General features: G+C 43.3%; 23 protein-coding genes. 15 read left to right on the top strand and 8 right to left on the bottom strand.

The features are described 5' to 3' along the window. Positions 1-40 precede the first annotated feature (40 nt). The 4 genes from ACY3LV_RS07565 to aprX form a co-directional block, all read right to left on the bottom strand. Positions 41-1,258: a cytochrome P450 family protein gene (locus ACY3LV_RS07565; protein WP_464863600.1), complete on the bottom strand. Its 1,218-nt coding sequence runs from the start codon at positions 1,256-1,258 to the stop codon at positions 41-43. Between the two features lie 226 nt (positions 1,259-1,484). After that, positions 1,485-1,841 (bottom strand): hypothetical protein, encoded by a 357-nt coding sequence (locus ACY3LV_RS07560; protein WP_148961761.1) that lies wholly within the window; start codon positions 1,839-1,841, stop codon positions 1,485-1,487. A 78-nt stretch (positions 1,842-1,919) separates the two neighbouring features. Continuing rightward, a complete protein-coding gene (locus ACY3LV_RS07555; RefSeq protein WP_333560392.1) occupies positions 1,920-2,744 on the bottom strand; it encodes an MBL fold metallo-hydrolase in 825 nt (274 codons plus the stop codon). Positions 2,745-2,852: 108 nt separating this feature from the next. Next, positions 2,853-4,181 (bottom strand): serine protease AprX, encoded by a 1,329-nt coding sequence (aprX, locus tag ACY3LV_RS07550; protein WP_464863599.1) that lies wholly within the window; start codon positions 4,179-4,181, stop codon positions 2,853-2,855. Positions 4,182-4,402: 221 nt separating this feature from the next. Here aprX and ACY3LV_RS07545 point away from each other — a divergent pair, with 221 nt between their 5' ends. The 3 genes from ACY3LV_RS07545 to ACY3LV_RS07535 all read left to right on the top strand — a co-directional run bounded on the left by ACY3LV_RS07545 (position 4,403) and on the right by ACY3LV_RS07535 (position 6,150). After that, positions 4,403-4,636, top strand: a complete 234-nt coding sequence (locus ACY3LV_RS07545) for a hypothetical protein (RefSeq protein WP_464863598.1) — start codon at positions 4,403-4,405, stop codon at positions 4,634-4,636. A gap of 279 nt (positions 4,637-4,915) precedes the next feature. Further along, positions 4,916-5,623 carry a poly-gamma-glutamate hydrolase family protein gene (locus ACY3LV_RS07540; RefSeq protein WP_464863597.1) on the top strand — a complete coding sequence of 236 codons (708 nt, stop codon included), beginning with the start codon at positions 4,916-4,918 and terminating at the stop codon, positions 5,621-5,623. Between the two features lie 74 nt (positions 5,624-5,697). After that, on the top strand, positions 5,698-6,150 hold the full coding sequence (locus tag ACY3LV_RS07535) for an OsmC family protein (RefSeq protein WP_333517496.1): 453 nt from the start codon (positions 5,698-5,700) through the stop codon (positions 6,148-6,150). 11 nt (positions 6,151-6,161) lie between these two features. Here ACY3LV_RS07535 and ebrB read toward each other — a convergent pair whose 3' ends face one another. The 3 genes from ebrB to ACY3LV_RS07520 form a co-directional block, all read right to left on the bottom strand. Further along, complete coding sequence (ebrB, locus tag ACY3LV_RS07530) at positions 6,162-6,515, bottom strand: multidrug efflux SMR transporter subunit EbrB (protein ID WP_464863633.1); 354 nt, start codon at positions 6,513-6,515, stop codon at positions 6,162-6,164. Positions 6,516-6,531: 16 nt separating this feature from the next. Further along, positions 6,532-6,849 (bottom strand): multidrug efflux SMR transporter subunit EbrA, encoded by a 318-nt coding sequence (ebrA, locus tag ACY3LV_RS07525; protein WP_464863596.1) that lies wholly within the window; start codon positions 6,847-6,849, stop codon positions 6,532-6,534. 140 nt (positions 6,850-6,989) lie between these two features. Next, a complete protein-coding gene (locus ACY3LV_RS07520) occupies positions 6,990-7,238 on the bottom strand; it encodes a hypothetical protein (protein ID WP_087991477.1) in 249 nt (82 codons plus the stop codon). 89 nt (positions 7,239-7,327) lie between these two features. Here ACY3LV_RS07520 and ACY3LV_RS07515 point away from each other — a divergent pair, with 89 nt between their 5' ends. The 9 genes from ACY3LV_RS07515 to ACY3LV_RS07475 all read left to right on the top strand — a co-directional run bounded on the left by ACY3LV_RS07515 (position 7,328) and on the right by ACY3LV_RS07475 (position 14,206). Further along, complete coding sequence (locus ACY3LV_RS07515; RefSeq protein ID WP_464863595.1) at positions 7,328-7,741, top strand: YmaF family protein; 414 nt, start codon at positions 7,328-7,330, stop codon at positions 7,739-7,741. A gap of 100 nt (positions 7,742-7,841) precedes the next feature. Next, positions 7,842-8,786 carry a tRNA (adenosine(37)-N6)-dimethylallyltransferase MiaA gene (miaA, locus tag ACY3LV_RS07510; protein ID WP_333560389.1) on the top strand — a complete coding sequence of 315 codons (945 nt, stop codon included), beginning with the start codon at positions 7,842-7,844 and terminating at the stop codon, positions 8,784-8,786. A 39-nt stretch (positions 8,787-8,825) separates the two neighbouring features. Beyond that, complete coding sequence (gene hfq, locus ACY3LV_RS07505; protein ID WP_003221097.1) at positions 8,826-9,047, top strand: RNA chaperone Hfq; 222 nt, start codon at positions 8,826-8,828, stop codon at positions 9,045-9,047. A 196-nt stretch (positions 9,048-9,243) separates the two neighbouring features. Next, on the top strand, positions 9,244-9,519 hold the full coding sequence (locus tag ACY3LV_RS07500) for a YmzC family protein (protein ID WP_148961755.1): 276 nt from the start codon (positions 9,244-9,246) through the stop codon (positions 9,517-9,519). Between the two features lie 81 nt (positions 9,520-9,600). Further along, positions 9,601-9,831 carry a hypothetical protein gene (locus ACY3LV_RS07495; protein WP_003238362.1) on the top strand — a complete coding sequence of 77 codons (231 nt, stop codon included), beginning with the start codon at positions 9,601-9,603 and terminating at the stop codon, positions 9,829-9,831. 243 nt (positions 9,832-10,074) lie between these two features. Further along, positions 10,075-10,467, top strand: a complete 393-nt coding sequence (gene nrdI, locus ACY3LV_RS07490) for a class Ib ribonucleoside-diphosphate reductase assembly flavoprotein NrdI (RefSeq protein WP_087991481.1) — start codon at positions 10,075-10,077, stop codon at positions 10,465-10,467. After that, positions 10,427-12,529, top strand: a complete 2,103-nt coding sequence (gene nrdE / locus ACY3LV_RS07485; RefSeq protein ID WP_464863594.1) for a class 1b ribonucleoside-diphosphate reductase subunit alpha — start codon at positions 10,427-10,429, stop codon at positions 12,527-12,529. Before nrdI ends, nrdE begins: the two co-directional genes overlap by 41 nt. Positions 12,530-12,546: 17 nt before the next feature. Next, positions 12,547-13,536 (top strand): class 1b ribonucleoside-diphosphate reductase subunit beta, encoded by a 990-nt coding sequence (nrdF, locus tag ACY3LV_RS07480; RefSeq protein WP_087991483.1) that lies wholly within the window; start codon positions 12,547-12,549, stop codon positions 13,534-13,536. Between the two features lie 49 nt (positions 13,537-13,585). Next, complete coding sequence (locus ACY3LV_RS07475; RefSeq protein WP_464863593.1) at positions 13,586-14,206, top strand: hypothetical protein; 621 nt, start codon at positions 13,586-13,588, stop codon at positions 14,204-14,206. 62 nt (positions 14,207-14,268) lie between these two features. Here ACY3LV_RS07475 and ACY3LV_RS07470 read toward each other — a convergent pair whose 3' ends face one another. Beyond that, positions 14,269-15,036 (bottom strand): N-acetylmuramoyl-L-alanine amidase, encoded by a 768-nt coding sequence (locus ACY3LV_RS07470; RefSeq protein ID WP_464863592.1) that lies wholly within the window; start codon positions 15,034-15,036, stop codon positions 14,269-14,271. 801 nt (positions 15,037-15,837) lie between these two features. Between ACY3LV_RS07470 and spoVK the strand changes: the two genes are divergently transcribed. The 3 genes from spoVK to ACY3LV_RS07455 all read left to right on the top strand — a co-directional run bounded on the left by spoVK (position 15,838) and on the right by ACY3LV_RS07455 (position 19,484). Further along, positions 15,838-16,806 carry a stage V sporulation protein K gene (spoVK, locus tag ACY3LV_RS07465; RefSeq protein WP_148961936.1) on the top strand — a complete coding sequence of 323 codons (969 nt, stop codon included), beginning with the start codon at positions 15,838-15,840 and terminating at the stop codon, positions 16,804-16,806. A gap of 132 nt (positions 16,807-16,938) precedes the next feature. Continuing rightward, on the top strand, positions 16,939-18,201 hold the full coding sequence (gene hflX / locus ACY3LV_RS07460) for a GTPase HflX (protein ID WP_333560386.1): 1,263 nt from the start codon (positions 16,939-16,941) through the stop codon (positions 18,199-18,201). 17 nt (positions 18,202-18,218) lie between these two features. Then, positions 18,219-19,484 (top strand): methionine gamma-lyase family protein, encoded by a 1,266-nt coding sequence (locus ACY3LV_RS07455; RefSeq protein ID WP_041907108.1) that lies wholly within the window; start codon positions 18,219-18,221, stop codon positions 19,482-19,484. Positions 19,485-19,558 lie beyond the last annotated feature (74 nt).

Here is a 19,558-nt window from a genome sequence, read left to right as displayed (position 1 = left end):
AACACAAACGCCCCCTTTTGAAGGGGGCGTTTTGAATATGTTATTTTGAAAGTAACACAGGGAGACTTTCTAACCCTCTTAAAAAGACATTTTTTCTCCATTGGATGTCATCAGGCGCTGCCGCGAGTTCAATATCCGGGAATCTCTTCAGAAGCGCGTTAAATGCAATGTGGCCTTCCAGTCTGGCTAGCGGCGCTCCTAAACAGAAATGAATGCCAAAGCCGAAAGAAATATGTCTGTTAGGCGACCGATTTATATTTAGTATTTCCGGGTTCTCAAAAAAGCTTGGATCGCGATTGGCAGATCCGATGCCTATAAAGATCATGTCTCCTCTTTTGATCGAAAACCCCTTGTATGTAAAGTCCTCGATGGCCCACCGATTTGCCATCATCACAACAGGCGAGGTGTATCGCAGCAATTCTTCAACAGCTGTAGCGATCATTTCAGGATGCTGCTTGAGCTTCTCACATTCCTCCTTGTGCTGAAGCAATGCGAGAGTGCCCGATCCTAGCAAGTTAACAGTTGTTTCAAGACCCGCTACAACCAGTAAAAACAGCATCGAATAAAGCTCTTTTTCGCTTAACTTGCTGCCGTTTTCTTCAGCATGCACAAGTTTGCTGATTAAATCGTCTTTTGGCTGTATTCTTCTTTCGTGGATCAGCTTGGCGATATAGTCTTTAAATTCATGAAGGGCTTGATTAGTCAGCTCTCTGTTACTTTCAGAGGTATCAACCATCGCATTGGTCCAGATTTGAAACTGTGCCCGATCCTTTTTAGGAATTCCCATCAATTCAGATATAACAATAAAAGGCAAAGGGGATGCGAAGGATTTTATGATATCCGCTTTCTTTTCTTTTTCCATTTCATCTAAAAGCTGTTCAGAAATGTGTTCGATGCTGCCGCGCAGATTTTCAATCGTTCGGGGAGTAAATGCTTGATGAACAAGTGATCTCAAGCGGGTGTGATCAGGTGTGTCTTTTGCCAGCATATGATCGGATACGAAATCGATATCCTCGCTGACGTTGAGCATTTTGATTTGTTCTTGGCTCATCACGTTTTTAACGTCTCTTGTAATCCGATTGTCTTTTAAAAAGGCCATACAATCATCGTATCGGGTAATTAACCAAGCCGGATATGTACCTCCGAACCGTTTTAATTCAAATCGGTGAAGGGGATCTTCCTCTCTAAATCGGCCCAAAACTGAAAAAGGATTGTGATGAAATTCTTTTCCGTGCGGATGAAACATCAATTTTTCCATTTTGCATTCTCCTCGCCTAATAGGGTAAATAGATGTTTTTGCAGAAACAGCTTGTGAAATACAGAATTATTTGAAACTTAATCCTGTCTCTAAAACTATATATCTATTTTAGGCGTCATTCAATAGGGTGAAGAACGAAAAAATGAAAAAGTGGCTCCATGTAAAGCAGCACCTTTGAATGAAAGCTCAAAGGCGCTAAGCTGTATGATTTTGATGAAAGTGACCGTCAGCTGTGCTGGACATCAAATGTATAGACTGCACGATCTGTTACGACCTTCAATCCTTCGTTTTCTTGATGAATATGAATATCACCTAATAAAGGAATCTCATAGGCGTTTTGCGGAAGCGGTATGTTGCCTTCTTCTGTGAATGTTGTTCCTTCGCCTTCTAAAACGAGTTCTTCATTTGCAACATAGTCATCAGGATGATTGGTGCTGCGTATCCCCACTTTTTCAAGGTGGAGAACAATCTGATCCAAGTCAGAAATCTCTTCATCATGGGTCAATTCACCTTTTCTAATATCAATTGTTTGGCCGACTTTTGATTCCAGCCATTGAGAAAGCTGTGTATTCATGTGTGCCATCAATATTCCTCCTTTTGATCTACACGATACTATTCCCAATTGCTGCAACTTTTACACGGAAAAGAGCCGCCTCACCCTTTATGTATGAAACAACTTGTTGTTCAGTGCCTTGATATAACGTACAGCAGAACGCTGAACCGCTTCGTCGGCATTTTCTTTGACAACTTTTGAAAAAGCATTATAAATCCTGTTAAATTGAAGCGGTTTCACTTTGGCTGCTATTTCTTCAACTTTGGAGGCGGGGAGGGGAATGAGATTTGGATAGCTGTACATAAAGCTGACCCAGTTCCGATCGGCCGCAACCGCAATGATATCCCCGGTCAATAGACAGCCTTTCCCTTCATTGCCATTGCGCCAATGGAGAACAGCACCGCCTTTAAAGTGTCCGCCCAAGCGGTAAAGGTCCAGTCCCGGCTTCATGTTGAGCGTTTCCCCTGACCAGAACTGAATGTGATTGCTTGGCCTTGCCACCCATTCTTTGTCATCCTCATGAATGTAGATCGGGGCCTGAAACGCTTCAGCCCACTCCACCTGAGCAGAGTAATAATGAGGATGAGACAGAGCGATGGCTTGAATACCGCCTAATTCGTTGATTTGCTCAATTGTCTTTTGATCAAGATATGAAATACAATCCCATAGCACGTTGTAGCCCTTATGCTGGATCAAATATGCTGTTTGTCCGATCGCAAACTCTGGTTCAGTTTTGATGCTGTAAAGATGTTCTTCTTCTTTTTTGAGGATGTTTTGAAGGTTTCCTTTTTCACGCATGCCTGCAAGGGTTGTCCAAGCTTGTCCATCCGGATGAATATACTGCCGTTCGTCATCGCAAATCAGACATGAGTCTGGCGGATTTACTGTTTGCGCATGTTGTACACCGCATGTCTCGCAGATATAATATGGCATTTCTTTCACTCCCTTCATTTATTTTCTATACTTTATCCCATTATTATGAAAGTTCAAAATATAAAGCCGGCAAGTCTACTGAGAGATTTGCCGGCTCTATGAAGCTGTCTATTGGCCGGGAACGGAATTTTCTGCGTTGACAGCGCCCGCGCCGTAAACATTCGGATCTTCATCTTTCCATTTGTCCGTGCCGTTTTTCAAAAGCTCTTTCACTTTATCAGGTGTAAGATCCGGGTTTTGCTGAAGGATTAAAGCTGCGATTCCTGCACATATTGGTGTTGCCATCGATGTTCCTGACATTGTAAAGTACTGAGATCCTACACGGCTTGACTTTTGAAGCTTATCGATATAAGAATTCGGAGAGCGAAGGGAAATGATATCAACACCCGGCGCTAAAATATCGGGCTTTACTTTCCCGTATACTGTCGGCCCGCGGCTTGAGAAGGAAGCGACCGTATCATCATCGCTGCTTGCGGTATCGTTATCGTCAAGGGCACCTACTGTCATCACCTTTTCGCTCACGCCCGGGCTTGCAATGGTTTGTGGATCAGGCCCAGAGTTTCCGGCAGTGACACAGACGACAATCCCAGCGTTCCACGCTTCGTCAACCGCTCTGACTAACGGGTCTTGCTGTTCATTATCATATCTAAGCGCATCGCCCCCGAGCGACATACTGATAATATCAATCGGTTCGTTCGGGTTGTCCTCATTGTATTGAATACACCACTCCACACCTTCAATAATATCCGCTAATGTTCCTGAACCTTGCTTATTCAGTACCTTCACGCCGATTAGATTAGCTTCCGGCGCTGGTCCGCGGTATTGGCCGGAAGAGGATGCGCCGCTGCTGGCGACATCACCTGCACAGTGTGTGCCATGGCCATTATCATCATACGGCTCAGTTTTTTGATTGACCATGTCGGCGAATCCGATAATCCTGCCTTCTAAATCAGGATGCGGGTAGATTCCTGTATCGACAACAGCGACGGTAACGCCTTTTCCAGTCAGGGTTTGCCCGTTTCTGACGACTTCCTTCGCGTGGCTTGCTTCGGTTGCCGTGTCTAGAAGCGCTTTGACTTCACGGTTTAAATACACTTTGCGGATATCGCTGCATTCAGAAAGAAGTAAATCTAGCGCTTGTGGGGTCACCTCCGCGCTGCAGCAATTGATTGTGTTGAAGCGTCTTTTTAGCTTGCTGCGTTTTTCTTTTTGCAGCACCTCTCCAGCCATTTGAAAGCCGGTCTCGTGACAGCCTTCCTCAAATTCAATAATGACCGACAATTTTTTTCGGTTTTTCAATTTGGTTTCGAAAAACTGATGCAAGAAGCAAGGAGTCCATTTGAAGGGCTTGTAAAGCTGCAAGACGCTTTCCCGTAACGGCCAATCTAGCTTATGAGCATTTGCTCTCACCATTTGTACCATAGAGTACCCAAACATGTATTTTCCTCCTATTATAAGGTATTCTGTATACTCTATGAACGGATGATAGGTTTGGTAAGTTTGTTTGTCCTTCATAGTAAGCGGACAAGAGTTGGTTTTAATGAATCTTTTGAATCAAATACGAAAGATTCAGGAGAGGAGGAAATCATTGGGGATTGAAAAAGAACATTTGTTCGTATTATAATGTTGTCATCAAACTGGCAAGGAGAGAGCAACGTATGAATTTCTTCTTACTTCGGTCTTTGGAAAGCCAAATGCCAATCAGCATTATATATATGAAGAAAGACGGAACGATTAGTAAAAGAACAATTATTGTAAGGCAGAAAAGCAAAACGCAAATCAAAGCTTTTTGTTTTTCGAAACAACAGATCAGAACGTTTTTGTTAGACTCTATTCTCTCTTGTGACTTTGTGAGAACAAATAAGCAAAACTTCCATTTTTCAGGCCGATAACAGGCTGTCCGTCTCAGCATGCCGGGCAGCTGCTAAAAAAACCTCCTTACACCTCTATACATGTATTTGCCAAGTGAGGTTGTTCCTACCTTTTTTGTCTTTCCTCTCAATCTTTTTTCACTCATATTTGAAACGAACCGCTATGAACCGTGACAATCAATTGATTTTTTGAAACCGGGAACTTTTTCACTGCTGATATAGTGTATACAATGGTAAGATAAAACCTATTGGCTAAACCTCATATAATGAACCGCGCCATTCTTATGAAAGGAGTTAAACATGAGAAGATTTTTACTAAATGTCATATTAGTCTTAGCCATTGTCTTATTTCTGAGATATGTTCATTACTCATTAGAACCTGAACCATCTAATCAGCCAGATACATATTCAAATTTCAGCAGCTTGGCAGAAAATGAGAGCTCAGCCGATTATGATATTTCTTATAATGAAAAAAAAGGAAGCAAAGTCTTAATTATGTCTCCGCATGGCGGAAGAATTGAAGGCGGAGTAAGCGAGCTTGTGCGGTATTTCAATAATGAATACTCTACATACCTGTTTGAAGGTTTAAAGTCACACGATAACCAAACACTGCATATTACAAGCACCAACTTTGATGAGCCATTGGCTGGAAAGAAAATCAAGGAGCATCAATATGTTGTGGCTTTTCACGGATATAAAGGGGAGAGCAAGAATACACTTGTTGGAGGCACAGACCGAAAGCGTGCGAAAATGATCGTAAGGGCCCTTGAGAGAAGAGGGTTTTCAGCTGAGTTAGCGTCATCTAAAAGCGGCCTTGCTGGATTGAATGCCGAAAACATTAACAACAAAGGGGAAACGGGGCTGAGTATCCAGCTGGAAATCAGCCGCGAGCAGAGAGAAGCATTTTTCGATGATTTTTATTATAAAAATAGGAAATACACAAAGAACAGTGAATTTTATGATTATGTCCGTGCAATCAACAGTGTCCTTGAACAAGAGTATTCATAACAAGCAGACAAGAAGACAAAATAAGAGAAGATCAGTAGACTGAAATAGGATTATTAAAGGAGGCAAAACAGACGATGGCAGATCATCATTTTTATTTAAAAGCGAACTGGCCGGGTAAACGCAACGACGTTGGTACGATCGAAAGCGGAAACCTCATCACATCTATTTCCATTCCTAAAGAAATGGATGGACCGGGAGAGGGGACCAACCCGGATGAAATGCTTCTCGGGGCGGCAGCAACCTGTTACATTATTACACTTGCTGCGATGATGGAAAGAAGCGGGCTGGAAAAAGAAGACCTGCAGATGGAGGCAGAAGGTATTGTCGACGTCACAAAAGGAGTCTTTACATACAAAAAGATCATTCACCGCCCCTCCGTCGTGCTCAAACAGGATGCTTCACAAGAGGATGTCGCATTGGCGCACAAGCTTTGTGAAAAGGCGGAGTCGTCTTGCATGATTTCACGCGCCATTCAAGGAAATGTCGAGGTGCAGCTGGAGGCCTCTGTAAAACGGAGTGGTGAATAAGAAACAGACGGTCACTCACAGACCGTCTGTTTTTTTTCTTCAGCAGGGGCTTTTGATTGATTTAAAATGACGACGCCTGCAATGACAAGCGTGAGCCCGAACGCTCCCTTTAAACTGATGGTTTCGCCAAAAAGCAAAAATCCGACAATGGCTGTAAGCGCCGTTCCAACACCCGACCATGTCGCATACGCGCTTGATAAGTCTAATGTTTTTAAAGAAAAGCTTAGAAAGGCAAAAGCAGAAAGAAATCCGGCAATGACTCCGATAATGGGCCAGGCTTGTGTAAATCCTTCTGAAAGCTTCAGCATCGTACTCCCGAAAACCTCAGATACAATGGCAAGAGCCAAATAAAGAAATCCTTTCATCATCATCAACACTCCCTTACTGCCAGTTAAGCAACACAACTCCTGAAATTAATAAAAGGATTCCGATAAGTCCTTTCACGTTCAGTTCTTCCTGGAACCATTTCACTCCGATCAATGCCGTCAGCACCGTGCCCACACCGCTCCAAGTTGCATACGAGAGGCTGAGGGGGATATGATTTAAGGTGAGTGACAGCATGTAAAGGGCGATGCTATAGCCAATCACGACCAAGGCGCTGGGCTTCCACTTTTTGAAGCCGTCAGACACTTTCAGCATGGCCGCTCCAATTGATTCCGAGCATATGGCAATCGTGAGGAATATGTATCCTATTAACATCGTAAATTCTCCTCACTTCAAATGTGTTTTGAGAACATAAAATCGTCAGCTAGAAAAATATTAGTGTATGCCTAACAACGAGTCAAGAGATTCATTTCCGGTCCCATAAAAAAGACCCCTTTTTAAGAGGTCTGTTGTGATTAATAGTAATAAGGATATGGAGGATAGTAGGGATATCCGCCATACAAATAGGGATTAAATAAAGCGCTTCCTATAAGCCCGCCTGCAAGGCCGCCGATAAATGGCCCTCCAAAAAACCCAAATGGCCGGCCAAAACCAAATCCATAGCCAAACCCGGGTCTTCCAAACCCAAATGGTCTTCCGAATCCGTAAGGCCTTCCAATGATCCTTGTATCTGCAGCAGTGAAATAATGATCTACCTCATTCATGTTTTCTTTCCTCCTGTCATAAAGTGTAGATGATGCAGTGTATTCAGCCTACCCGGATTTGATTGGGCGTTTGATGAAAAAGAAGGGGTGTGAACACATTGGGCCTGTATCCATCTGACTGGTCAAAAGCGCCGCCTCACGTACATGCTTATCTTGCCAAGACGACCAGAGGACAGGGACATTATCATCTCATTGAAGGGTTTACTCAGCCGGCAAACGGATCGAACACAGATCAGCATACACACTACTTTTCAGGGATTACGTCTTTTGAAAACGGACACTTTCACCGGTATTACGGTATAACGGGTCCTGCGATTCCCCGAACAGACGGCACCCATTATCACGAAATCGAAGAAACGACGTATCTGGCCTATAATGAGCCGATTGAGATCCGGTACGGAGGCGTTGTGTATGACCCGAATGATGACGGAAGAAAAGCGCATCGGCATGCCCTGCAAGGAAAGACGAGAGAAATCGTCGGCAATGAGCCGCTCGGTTGGTAGAAGGATGTTTACCGATGCAAAAAAAGGGCAAAATGGATAGGTGGTTGTACATGATGAATGCTATAATGGGGGGGAGATTTATAAAAGAGAGTGATACATATTGAATAATACGAAGCAGCCCGTTGTCATTTTAGTAGGACCGACGGCAGTGGGGAAAACAAATTTAAGTATTCAGCTGGCTAAATCCTTGAACGCGGAAATTATCAGCGGAGATTCGATGCAGGTTTATAAAGGGATGGATATTGGAACAGCTAAAATCACCGAACAGGAGATGGAGGGGGTGCCCCATCATCTGATTGACATTTTAGATCCCCAAGATTCCTTCTCCACTGCAGATTATCAAAGCTTAGTGAGAAACAAAATCAGCGAGATTGCCAAAAGAGGAAAGCTTCCGATGATTGTCGGCGGTACAGGGCTTTACATACAATCTGTGCTTTACGATTATACATTTACGGAAGAGGCGAACGACCCTGCGTTTCGGCAGAGCCTGCAAATGGCTGCTGAGCGGGAAGGTGCTGACTTTCTTCATGCCAAACTCGCTGCGGCAGATCCAGAGGCAGCAGCTGCGATTCATCCGAATAATACGAGAAGAGTCATTCGCGCGCTGGAAATTTTACATACGTCTGGAAAAACGATGTCTCAGCATTTGAAGGAGCAAAAAAGAGAACTCCTGTACAATGCAGTGTTAATCGGGCTGACAATGGATAGAGACACGCTTTACGCAAGAATTAATCAGCGTGTTGATATGATGATGGAGGCAGGTCTTCTTTCGGAAGTGAAACGCCTCTACGACAGGAATGTGAGGGACTGTCAATCGATTCAAGCGATAGGCTATAAGGAGCTATTTGCACATTTTGACGGTTTTGTGACGCTTTCTGATGCCGTCGATCAACTGAAGCAGAACTCAAGGCGATATGCGAAACGCCAGCTGACATGGTTTCGCAACAAAATGCAGGTGACCTGGTTCGATATGACACCACCCGTTGATATGGAACTGAAAAAAAAGGAAATTTTCACACATATAGCAGGAAAACTCGAACTTTAATCGAAACTGTATGATATAGAGAATCAAGGAGGACGAAACATGAAACCGATTAATATTCAGGATCAGTTTTTGAATCAAATCCGGAAAGAAAATACGTATGTCACTGTTTTTTTGCTGAATGGCTTTCAGTTGCGGGGCCAGGTGAAAGGCTTTGATAACTTTACCGTATTGCTGGAATCGGAAGGGAAACAGCAGCTTATATATAAACATGCGATCTCAACGTTTGCGCCGCAAAAAAACGTCCAGCTTGAACTCGAATAGATCAAAAAACACCATGTTAAGGCATGGGGAGGCTGTCGGGGGAATTCCGGCAGCCATTTTTTAAAATTGATCCACTTTCGTTCCAAGCTTTTTTGTAAGCTGACCATGCCAAGGCACGGTCTTTTTTTATGAGATCAACATATGTGAATTGAAATGGTATATTATGTATAAAAAAGAATCTGGGAGTGACGCGACCTTGTTTGAAAGTGAGACAGAACTGAGACGGATCAGGATAGCGCTTGTGTGGATAGCTGTATTTTTGCTGTTCGGGGCGTGCGGGAATCAAGACACCATCATTGAAACAGACAGCGGCAATTCAGGCTATGAAACGCCTCAGCCAACCTCGTTTCCTCTTGAACATAATCATTTTGGCGTTGTGGAGGACGGCTATATCAAAATTTATGAGTATAATGAGTCCCGCAATGAGGTAAAGCTGAAAAAAGAATATTCGGATGATGATGAGCTTGAATAAAATTCACAAGCATCCGAATTTACAAAGCGGATACTACCCGCTAAACTAAATACAGACACAGATCAAACAGAGGGTGAAAACATGAAGCATAAAGTGATCGTGAATCATTGGGAAGAAATTTGTGAAGATGATTCTTGCTATGAGTACGGAACAAGCATCATTGTGAACGGAAAAGAATTAATCAGAGAAGCGTCAATTATCAGCGCCTTGAAGGCGGTTTTAGAAGAGATCGGTGCGGATGTTGAAATAGAAGAAACAGTAGAGAGCGAAAAATGCTGTGATAGCTTAAGAAAAAAAAATCTAGACTACTAAGCAGTTTTTTTTCATGTTATGATATACATCGGCTTAAAAACGACACCCCGAGTAGGACGAGAGATCATTCTCGTTCTGCTCTCTTTTTTGGGCCCTGATGAGCCTGCCCATTTGCCTGATTTGATCAAAATATGAATTTTTCACGAAAACAAATCTATATATTGTGTTTTTGCTAGAGGATAGTATACTATATATAGTGTTAGTGATGAGAGATTCATATTTTTTGATAGGTCGTGATAAAACGTGGTACAAATCATATTTGATTCGAAAACAGGGAATGTTCAGCGGTTTGTGAATAAAATAGACTTTCAGCAGATACGCAAGGTGGACGACATTGACCACATGGACACTCCGTTTGTTTTGGTCACCTACACGACGAACTTCGGTCAGGTACCGGCATCAACACAATCATTTCTCGAAAAATACGCCCATCTTTTATTAGGAGTCGCTGCGAGCGGCAATAAAGTATGGGGCGATAACTTTGCAAAAAGCGCCGATACCATTTCAAGACAATATCAGGTGCCGATCTTGCACAAATTTGAACTCAGCGGCACATCTAAAGACGTTGAATTGTTTACTCAGGAGGTAGAAAGAGTTGTCACAAAATCAAGTGCCAAAATGGATCCAGTTAAATAACGAAATCATGATCCAAAAAGATGGAAAATTCCAGTTTGATAAGGATAAAGAGGCTGTACATAGCTATTTTGTAGACTATATCAACCAAAACACAGTTTTCTTTCACGACTTAAAAGAGAAGCTGGATTATTTGATTGAAAACCAATACTACGAAGAGGAATTCTTAAGCCTTTATTCTTTTGAAGACATTAAAGACGTGTTTAAGACAGCTTACGCTAAGAAGTTTCGTTTTCCTTCCTTCATGAGTGCGTTTAAATTCTATAATGACTATGCTTTGAAGACGAATGACAAGAAAAAAATCCTCGAGCGTTATGAGGACCGAATCTCAATTGTTGCGCTGTTCTTCGCAAACGGCGACACTGAGAAAGCAAAAGAATATGTGAACCTGATGATCAATCAGGAATATCAGCCGAGCACACCGACATTTTTGAACGCCGGCAGAAAACGCCGCGGTGAACTGGTGAGCTGCTTCTTGCTCGAAGTCAATGATTCTTTAAACGACATTTCAAGAGCGATCGATATCTCCATGCAGCTTTCTAAGCTGGGCGGCGGGGTTTCTCTTAACCTGTCCAAGCTTCGCGCCAAAGGTGAAGCCATTAAAGATGTTGAAAATGCCACAAAAGGCGTTGTAGGCGTGATGAAGCTTCTTGATAACGCGTTCCGCTACGCTGACCAAATGGGACAAAGACAAGGATCTGGAGCGGCGTACTTAAACATATTCCACCGCGATATCAATGATTTTCTTGATACGAAAAAGATTTCAGCGGATGAAGATGTACGTGTCAAAACGCTTTCTATCGGTGTTGTCATTCCGGATAAATTCGTTGAGCTTGCGCGTGAGGACAAAGCGGCTTACGTATTTTATCCGCACACGATTTATAAAGAGTACGGCCAGCACATGGATGAGCTGGACATGAACGAAATGTACGACCAATTTGTCGACAATCCCCGGGTGAAAAAGGAAAAAATCAACCCGCGTAAATTGCTTGAAAAACTGGCGATGCTTCGTTCTGAATCAGGCTATCCATACATCATGTTCCAAGATAACGTGAATAAAGTGCATGCGAATAACCATATTTCCAAGGTGAAATTTTCTAACCTTTGCTCTGAAGTGCTTCAGGCATCACAGGTTTCTTCATACACAGACTATGACGTAGAAGATGAAATTGGTTTGGATATTTCCTGCAACCTGGGTTCACTTAACATTCTCAATGTCATGGAGCACAAATCAATCGAAAAGACGGTTAAGCTTGCGACAGACTCTTTAACACACGTGTCTGAAACGACTGATATCCGCAACGCGCCTGCTGTAAGACGGGCAAATAAAGCGATGAAATCAATCGGTCTCGGCGCTATGAACCTTCACGGCTATCTTGCGCAAAATGGCATTGCGTATGAAAGTCCGGAAGCGCGTGACTTTGCAAACACGTTCTTTATGATGGTGAACTTCTACTCCATCCAGCGCTCAGCGGAAATCGCAAAAGAGAAGGGCGAAACGTTTGATCAATATGAAGGATCAACCTATGCGACAGGTGAATATTTCGAAAAATACGTTTCAACAGATTTCTCACCGAAATACGAAAAAATCGCTACTCTATTTGAAGGTATGCATATCCCGACAGCAGAGGACTGGGAAAAGCTAAAAGCATTTGTGGCTGAACACGGCATGTACCACAGCTACAGATTATGCATTGCGCCGACAGGCTCTATCTCATACGTTCAATCAAGCACGGCGTCTGTCATGCCGATTATGGAACGGATTGAAGAAAGAACATACGGGAACTCAAAAACGTACTACCCAATGCCTGGGCTTGCATCTAATAACTGGTTCTTCTATAAAGAAGCCTACGATATGGACATGTTTAAGGTTGTGGATATGATCGGGACTATCCAGCAGCACATTGATCAGGGAATCAGCTTCACGTTGTTCTTAAAAGATACAATGACGACTCGTGATTTAAACCGAATCGATCTGTATGCACATCACAGAGGAATTAAAACCATTTACTATGCAAGAACGAAAGATACTGGGCAAGACAGCTGCCTTTCTTGTGTTGTTTGATTAAAGGAGAGTTTATAGTGACGAAAATTTATGACGCAGCAAACTGGTCAAAGCATGAAGACGATTTTACCCAAATGTTCTATAACCAAAACGTGAAGCAGTTCTGGCTTCCGGAAGAGATTGCTTTAAACGGCGATCTCCTCACATGGAAGTACCTCGGGAAAAACGAGCAGGACACTTATATGAAGGTGCTGGCCGGACTGACTCTTCTTGATACAGAGCAGGGGAATACGGGGATGCCGATCGTGGCTGAACACGTAGACGGCCACCAGCGGAAAGCGGTGCTGAACTTTATGGCGATGATGGAGAACGCTGTCCATGCGAAGTCGTACTCTAATATTTTCATGACTCTGGCACCGACTGAAACGATTAATGAAGTATTCGAATGGGTTAAGCAAAATAAATATTTGCAGAAAAAAGCGCAAGTCATCGTCGGACTTTACAAAGCCATTCAAAAAGATGATGAGATTTCACTATTCAAAGCGATGGTTGCTTCCGTCTATTTGGAAAGTTTCCTCTTCTACAGCGGTTTCTATTATCCGTTATATTTCTACGGACAAGGAAAACTGATGCAGAGCGGTGAAATCATTAACCTGATCCTTCGTGATGAAGCGATTCACGGCGTTTATGTGGGTCTGCTTGCTCAGGAAATTTATAATAAGCAGACAGAAGAGAAAAAAGCAGAGCTTCGCGAGTTTGCGATCAACCTTCTGGATGAGTTATATGAAAATGAGCTTGAGTATACAGAGGACTTGTACGATCAAGTCGGACTCTCACACGATGTAAAGAAATTCATCCGCTATAATGCCAATAAAGCGCTGATGAATCTTGGATTCGATCCATACTTTGAAGAGGAAGACATTAACCCGATCGTTTTAAATGGATTAAATACAAAAACAAAATCACATGACTTCTTCTCTATGAAGGGTAACGGTTATAAAAAAGCGACAGTTGAGCCGCTCAAAGACGATGACTTTTATTTTGGAGATGAAAAAGAGCAGATCTAATATCTGCTCTTTTCGGCTTGAAGGTACAAATGAGGAGGACGCAGTAATCATGGGAAAAATGGACGAAATAATATTGGTCGCCCCGCGCGATGACGTGTTTAAGAAAGAAAGCTTAACCTTCCAGGGTGTGAACAGTGAAGATAGCAGAGTAGCAGAAATCATGGCTCAGATCGAAGCGGGCTATCGTGAAATGAGAAGGGGAGATGCAGAAGAAGATCCTCATTATAAGCAGCCGATTCCTTATGTCGTCATTAAGCGGGAAGATGAAGTTTTCCTTTACGAGCGGCTGGCCGGCGGCGGAGAATCACGTCTGCACAATAAACTTTCTCTCGGATTTGGAGGTCATATGAACTCTATTGAAGGAGCAGCCTCATTTTCAGAAGTCTTAAAGCTCAACACAGACCGTGAGCTTGACGAAGAACTGCAAATCAACGAAGAGGATAAACAGGCGATTGTCACTCTGGGGCTCATCAATGATGATGAGAACAGTGTCGGCAAAGTGCATATCGGTATTCTGTCTGCGCTTCAATTAAAGTCTGGTTCACAAGTGGAAGTCAAAGAGAAAGAGCAAATTGCGGGAAAATGGATGAAAGTCTCTGAATTAAAACGGGACGACATCTATAACCGTCTGGAAACATGGTCCCAATTTGTTGTTGATATTCTTGAATAAAAAAACCCGGTTTCTCACGATGAGGAGCCGGGTTTTTTATGAGACGCTCGTCCACGTCTAGACTATGATTCTAGAATCACAATAGCGTCAAAGCCGGCATTTCTCGCTCTTACAGCAAGTGCGTCTGCATTGGCTTTGGATAAAAATGCGCCAATCTGTACTTTGTATAATCCGTCCTTTAAAAGGACAATCGTGTCAAAGCCTTTAGCTTCGGCACTGCTTGCGAGTGAGTCCGCATTTGCTTTTACTTTAAATGCGCCGACCTGAACCTTATATAAGCTTGAACTGGAGGTCTTTTTAAGCTTAAAGGCTTGCTCCAATCCGTTTGCATGGCCTCTCGCTAAGCTTTGAATAAAGCTGCTTGTTTTCAGCTTATTCGCATCCGCTACGGTATCAATGAATCCGTTCTCAGTCAATAGGGCAGGCATTGCCGACTCCCTTAGGACGTGGAAGTTTGCTGTTTTTTTGCCGCGGTCTGCAAAGTTGACAGCTTGTATCACTTCAGAGTGAATCGCAGATTGGTAAATCGTCGTCGGGGCCCCCACACCCGGGTAAATATAGCTTTCAAAACCTGTGCCTCCCCCGGCATTAATGTGAATGGACAAAAAGAAATCTGCACCCCAGTTATTTGCAGCATTCGTCCGGTCGCTTAAGCTGACATATTGGTCGCTTGTCCGGCTCAGCAGCAAAGAAACGCCTTCATACTCATTTGTCAATATCGTACGCAAAGCTAAAGCGATTTGCAGGGTTAACGTTTTTTCTTGAAGGCCATTTCCTGTTGCGCCTGGATCAGAGCCGCCATGGCCAGCGTCAATAAAAATTTTAACCATTCTCTATCACCTCATTACAGGATATGAAAAAACACGGCTTCTGCTTGTACGATTATCATTCGTCTGAAAAATGAGGAAATAACCCTTTCACATGCGGAAATTATTTCTCGGGAAAGCGCACAATTCAACATGAAGCGACAGCAGATTCTCTCTGAATGAAAAATGTGAAAAAATCATTTGTTTGTGAGTATTAGTATGATGGGGGCGGCTTGATTTCCGCTGATTCCATCTGGTCTTCGGCTTTGCGTCAGAAATTTGAAACGTAAATGAATGCGCAGAGCTCCTTATATGCTGAGAAGAAAAAGGGAAGGAAAACGTGTCGCTGAAGACATCTCTTTATTAATAGAAGAAAAAGAAATGTCTCGGGTATCTTAGGCCGAATGAGGGCGTCAAATTAACCGAGTTTTGGCTTGGTTCCTGTTCAAAACCGAAAGCGCCATGCTAAACAGGGTGCGCAAAGGAGCTCGGGTGGGCTCTTCCGCTGACAAATTCGTTTGAGCTGTTAAAAGCGATATAGGAAATGTCCCTCAAGGGATGATAGAAACCTGATATTGAGTAAATAGTGATATGAGGTTTATCTGTCAAAGGCATATCTCCGGTGTTCCTTACAAAATTGTTAAAAACAAAATCTCTTGGTTTGTCCACCCCATGTCCTTGAATACAATAAGAAATAAAGTATTTCTCGGGAAAGCGCAAGATTCCTTATCATTCCCGATAAAAGCAATTGTTTCGACACATGATAGGCGTTTGTCACAAAGGGCATCCGCTTGAATATCATATAGAGAGAACAGAGAGGTGAAAATGTTGGAGCGCGCTGTGACATATAAAAACAACGGACAGATCAACATTATTCTTAACGGACAAAAGCAGGTGCTGACGAATGCTGAGGCAGAGGCGGAATATCAAGCTGCATTGCAAAAAAACGAAGCGAAGCACGGTATTTTAAAGGAAATGGAAAAAGAGATGAGCACGTTGGTTGGGATGGAGGAAATGAAGCGTAACATCAAGGAAATATACGCTTGGATTTTTGTAAACCAAAAACGCGCAGAGCAAGGCTTGAAGGTGGGGAAGCAAGCCCTGCACATGATGTTTAAAGGAAATCCGGGAACAGGAAAAACGACGGTTGCTCGGCTGATCGGAAGGCTGTTCTTTGAAATGAATGTCTTGTCAAAAGGCCACTTGATAGAAGCAGAGCGGGCTGATCTGGTCGGGGAATATATCGGCCACACCGCCCAAAAGACGAGAGATTTAATCAAAAAATCATTAGGAGGCATTTTGTTTATAGACGAAGCCTACTCGCTGGCAAGAGGCGGCGAAAAGGACTTTGGGAAAGAAGCGATCGACACGCTCGTCAAGCATATGGAAGATAAACAGCATGAGTTTATTTTGATCCTCGCCGGATATTCTCGGGAAATGGATCATTTTCTCTCATTAAATCCCGGTCTCCAATCAAGATTTCCCATCTCTATTGATTTTCCGGATTATTCTGTCACCCAGCTCATGGAGATAGCGAAACGAATGATCGCAGAAAGAGAATACCAGCTCAGTCAAGAAGCGGAATGGAAATTGAAAGATTACTTAATGACAGTGAAAAGTACGACAAGTCCCATTAAATTCAGCAATGGCCGTTTTGTCAGAAATGTAATCGAAAAATCGATCAGAGCGCAAGCCATGAGGCTTTTAATGGGCGATCAATACTTAAAGAGCGACTTGATGACCATTAAAAGCCAAGATCTTTCCATTAAAGAAGAAGCATCTGGCTCCGTATAGGCCTCTCAGCTATCGAGAGGTCTGTTTTTTGTTGTATTTCTAACTTTTCAAAGCAGTCGATTTGTGGTATACACATGCAGGGTTTGGTATGATAATACTACTGCCCAATATGCAAAAGAAAGGAACATCCATTTGAACGAACAGGAAACAAGACAGGAAAAAGCCATTTTAGTCGGATGTCAGCTGCCGCATATCACGGATGAGCATTTTGAAAATTCTATGGAAGAGCTTGCATCTCTGACAAAAACAGCAGACGGAACCGTATTGACCAGCGTCACTCAAAAAAGGAACAGGGCTGACGCCGCTACATATATAGGAAAAGGAAAGGTAGAAGAGCTGAAGGCATTGGTGGAAGAGCTTGAAGCTGATCTCCTTATTTTTAATGATGAGCTGTCGCCGAGTCAATTGAAGTCATTGGCAACTGCAATTGAAGTGAAAATGATTGACCGCACGCAATTGATATTAGATATTTTCGCAAAGCGGGCGAGAACGAGAGAAGGCAAACTCCAGATTGAACTGGCTCAGCTGCAATATGCACTTCCGCGTCTGACGGGGCAAGGAATTAATCTCTCCCGGCAAGGCGGAGGAATCGGGGCGAGAGGTCCCGGGGAAACAAAACTGGAAACCGACCGCCGCCATATCAGAAATCGTATTCATGAAATCAACACACAGCTCTCGACTGTCACTCGCCATAGAAGCCGATACCGTGAAAGAAGAAAGAAAAATGGCGTGCTTCAAATTGCGCTTGTCGGATACACAAACGCGGGGAAATCTACATGGTTCAACCGCTTGACAAGTGCAGACAGCTATGAAGAAGACCTGCTGTTTGCCACACTGGACCCGATGACCAGAAAATTGGTCCTTCCAAGCGGCTACAGCGTACTTCTGTCAGATACAGTAGGATTTATTCAGGATCTTCCGACGACACTGATTGCTGCATTTCGGTCAACACTTGAGGAAGTCAAAGAAGCGGATTTGATCTTGCATTTGATTGATTCCTCAAATGAGGATTACCCGGGACACGAAAAAACGGTGCTTCGGTTGCTTGAGGAACTTGAAGCCGATGACATCCCTATGCTGACGGCTTACAATAAGCGTGATCAAAAGCTGCCTGACTTTATTCCGACGGCCGGGAGAGATCATATTATGGTCAGTGCGAAATTTGAGGAAGACGCCTATACGTTTAAAGAAGCGATTCAGCGCTATTTGCGCCAAGAGCTGTTAACGTCTTTTGAAGCACGTGTGCCGGCAAGTGAAGGGAAGCTTCTTTCCAGAATCAAATCGGAAACGATGGTTGACCGGTTCTGCTTTGATGAAGAAAATGAACGGTACGACATATCAGGTTATGTACAAGAAGAGCAAAGCATCATCGGTGAATTAAAGAAGTATATGTAGGAAGGAAATACAAAAACATGTTTGACACATTAACACACGGAGAATTATTGAAAAAAACGGCAATGGAAGTGGAAGCGGACATTGCCGGCGTTCATAAACAAATAGAAGAAATCAGTGAGCGCAATGAATGGAGAGTGCTTCAAAGCTATAGAAAACACAAAGTAAGCGACACTCATTTCACGCCGTCTACTGGATACGGCTATGATGATATCGGAAGAGATACGCTTGAAAGCATTTATGCGGATGTGTTTGGCGGAGAAGCGGGATTGGTAAGACCGCAAATTATCTCAGGCACACACGCCATTTCAATTGCTCTTTTTGGTGTTCTCAGACCGGGGGACGAGCTCCTTTATATCACGGGTAAGCCCTATGATACGCTAGAAGAAATTGTGGGCGTCAGAGGCGGAGAAAACGCTGGATCATTAAAGGATTTTCAAATCGGCTACAATGCGGTTGATCTGACGGAAGACGGTAAAATAGACTATGATGCAGTCGCTGCTGCGATCAATCCGAAGACGAAAGTAATCGGCATTCAGCGCTCAAAAGGATATGCGAATCGTCCTTCTTTCTTAATCAGTGAAATAAAAGAAATGATCCGTTTCGTAAAAGAAATCAATGAAAACCTGATCGTCTTTGTGGACAACTGTTACGGAGAATTTGTGGAGGAGCTTGAGCCTTGCCATGTCGGAGCCGATCTGATGGCGGGGTCTCTCATTAAAAATCCCGGCGGCGGCCTTGCGAAAACAGGCGGCTATCTCGTTGGGAAAGCGAAATGGATTGAAGCTTGCTCATACCGTATGACGTCACCGGGCATCGGCAGGGAAGCAGGGGCATCTCTTTATTCGCTCCAAGAAATGTATCAAGGCTTCTTTTTGGCGCCTCACGTTGTGTCGCAAAGTTTAAAGGGAGCTGTGTTTACAGCAAGGTTCCTAGAAAAACTAGGCTTTACTTCAAACCCTAAATGGGATGCGAAAAGAACGGATTTGATTCAATCTGTTGAGTTTTCTGACAGAGAAAAGATGATTGCCTTTTGCCAGGCGATTCAATATGCATCACCGATCAATGCGCACGTGACCCCTTATCCGGCCTACATGCCGGGGTACGAAGATGATGTCATTATGGCAGCAGGCACATTTATTCAAGGAGCAAGCATCGAATTATCAGCAGATGGCCCTATCCGCCCGCCGTATGTAGCGTATGTTCAGGGAGGATTAACCTATTCGCATGTGAAGAATGCCATCTGCAGTGCAGTGGATTCACTCATGGAAAAGCAATTAATTTAAATTTTTTAAAAATTTCACTGAATTTGATGTTAAGAATCCTTACATCTTATTGACACAAAATATAACATCACCTA

Source organism: Bacillus sp. 11C, from assembly GCF_055486375.1.
The sequence above is the reverse complement of the archived record's forward strand: the minus strand, read 5'-3'. Positions and strand labels throughout refer to the sequence as shown.

Bases quoted from the DNA above. Each gene is read 5' to 3' on its own strand.
- ACY3LV_RS07545 (WP_464863598.1), top strand. From the start codon at position 4,403: ATGAATTTCTTCTTACTTCGGTCTTTGGAAAGCCAAATGCCAATCAGC.
- aprX (WP_464863599.1), bottom strand. From the start codon at position 4,181: ATGTTTGGGTACTCTATGGTACAAATGGTGAGAGCAAATGCTCATAAG.
- ACY3LV_RS07565 (WP_464863600.1), bottom strand. From the start codon at position 1,258: ATGGAAAAATTGATGTTTCATCCGCACGGAAAAGAATTTCATCACAAT.
- ebrB (WP_464863633.1), bottom strand. From the start codon at position 6,515: ATGAAAGGATTTCTTTATTTGGCTCTTGCCATTGTATCTGAGGTTTTC.
- ebrA (WP_464863596.1), bottom strand. From the start codon at position 6,849: ATGTTAATAGGATACATATTCCTCACGATTGCCATATGCTCGGAATCA.
- hfq (WP_003221097.1), top strand. From the start codon at position 8,826: ATGAAACCGATTAATATTCAGGATCAGTTTTTGAATCAAATCCGGAAA.
- ACY3LV_RS07455 (WP_041907108.1), top strand. From the start codon at position 18,219: ATGTTTGACACATTAACACACGGAGAATTATTGAAAAAAACGGCAATG.
- ACY3LV_RS07535 (WP_333517496.1), top strand. From the start codon at position 5,698: ATGGCAGATCATCATTTTTATTTAAAAGCGAACTGGCCGGGTAAACGC.
- ACY3LV_RS07470 (WP_464863592.1), bottom strand. From the start codon at position 15,036: ATGGTTAAAATTTTTATTGACGCTGGCCATGGCGGCTCTGATCCAGGC.
- ACY3LV_RS07520 (WP_087991477.1), bottom strand. From the start codon at position 7,238: ATGAATGAGGTAGATCATTATTTCACTGCTGCAGATACAAGGATCATT.
- spoVK (WP_148961936.1), top strand. From the start codon at position 15,838: ATGTTGGAGCGCGCTGTGACATATAAAAACAACGGACAGATCAACATT.
- ACY3LV_RS07495 (WP_003238362.1), top strand. From the start codon at position 9,601: ATGAAGCATAAAGTGATCGTGAATCATTGGGAAGAAATTTGTGAAGAT.
- ACY3LV_RS07555 (WP_333560392.1), bottom strand. From the start codon at position 2,744: ATGCCATATTATATCTGCGAGACATGCGGTGTACAACATGCGCAAACA.
- ACY3LV_RS07540 (WP_464863597.1), top strand. From the start codon at position 4,916: ATGAGAAGATTTTTACTAAATGTCATATTAGTCTTAGCCATTGTCTTA.
- ACY3LV_RS07560 (WP_148961761.1), bottom strand. From the start codon at position 1,841: ATGGCACACATGAATACACAGCTTTCTCAATGGCTGGAATCAAAAGTC.
- ACY3LV_RS07475 (WP_464863593.1), top strand. From the start codon at position 13,586: ATGGGAAAAATGGACGAAATAATATTGGTCGCCCCGCGCGATGACGTG.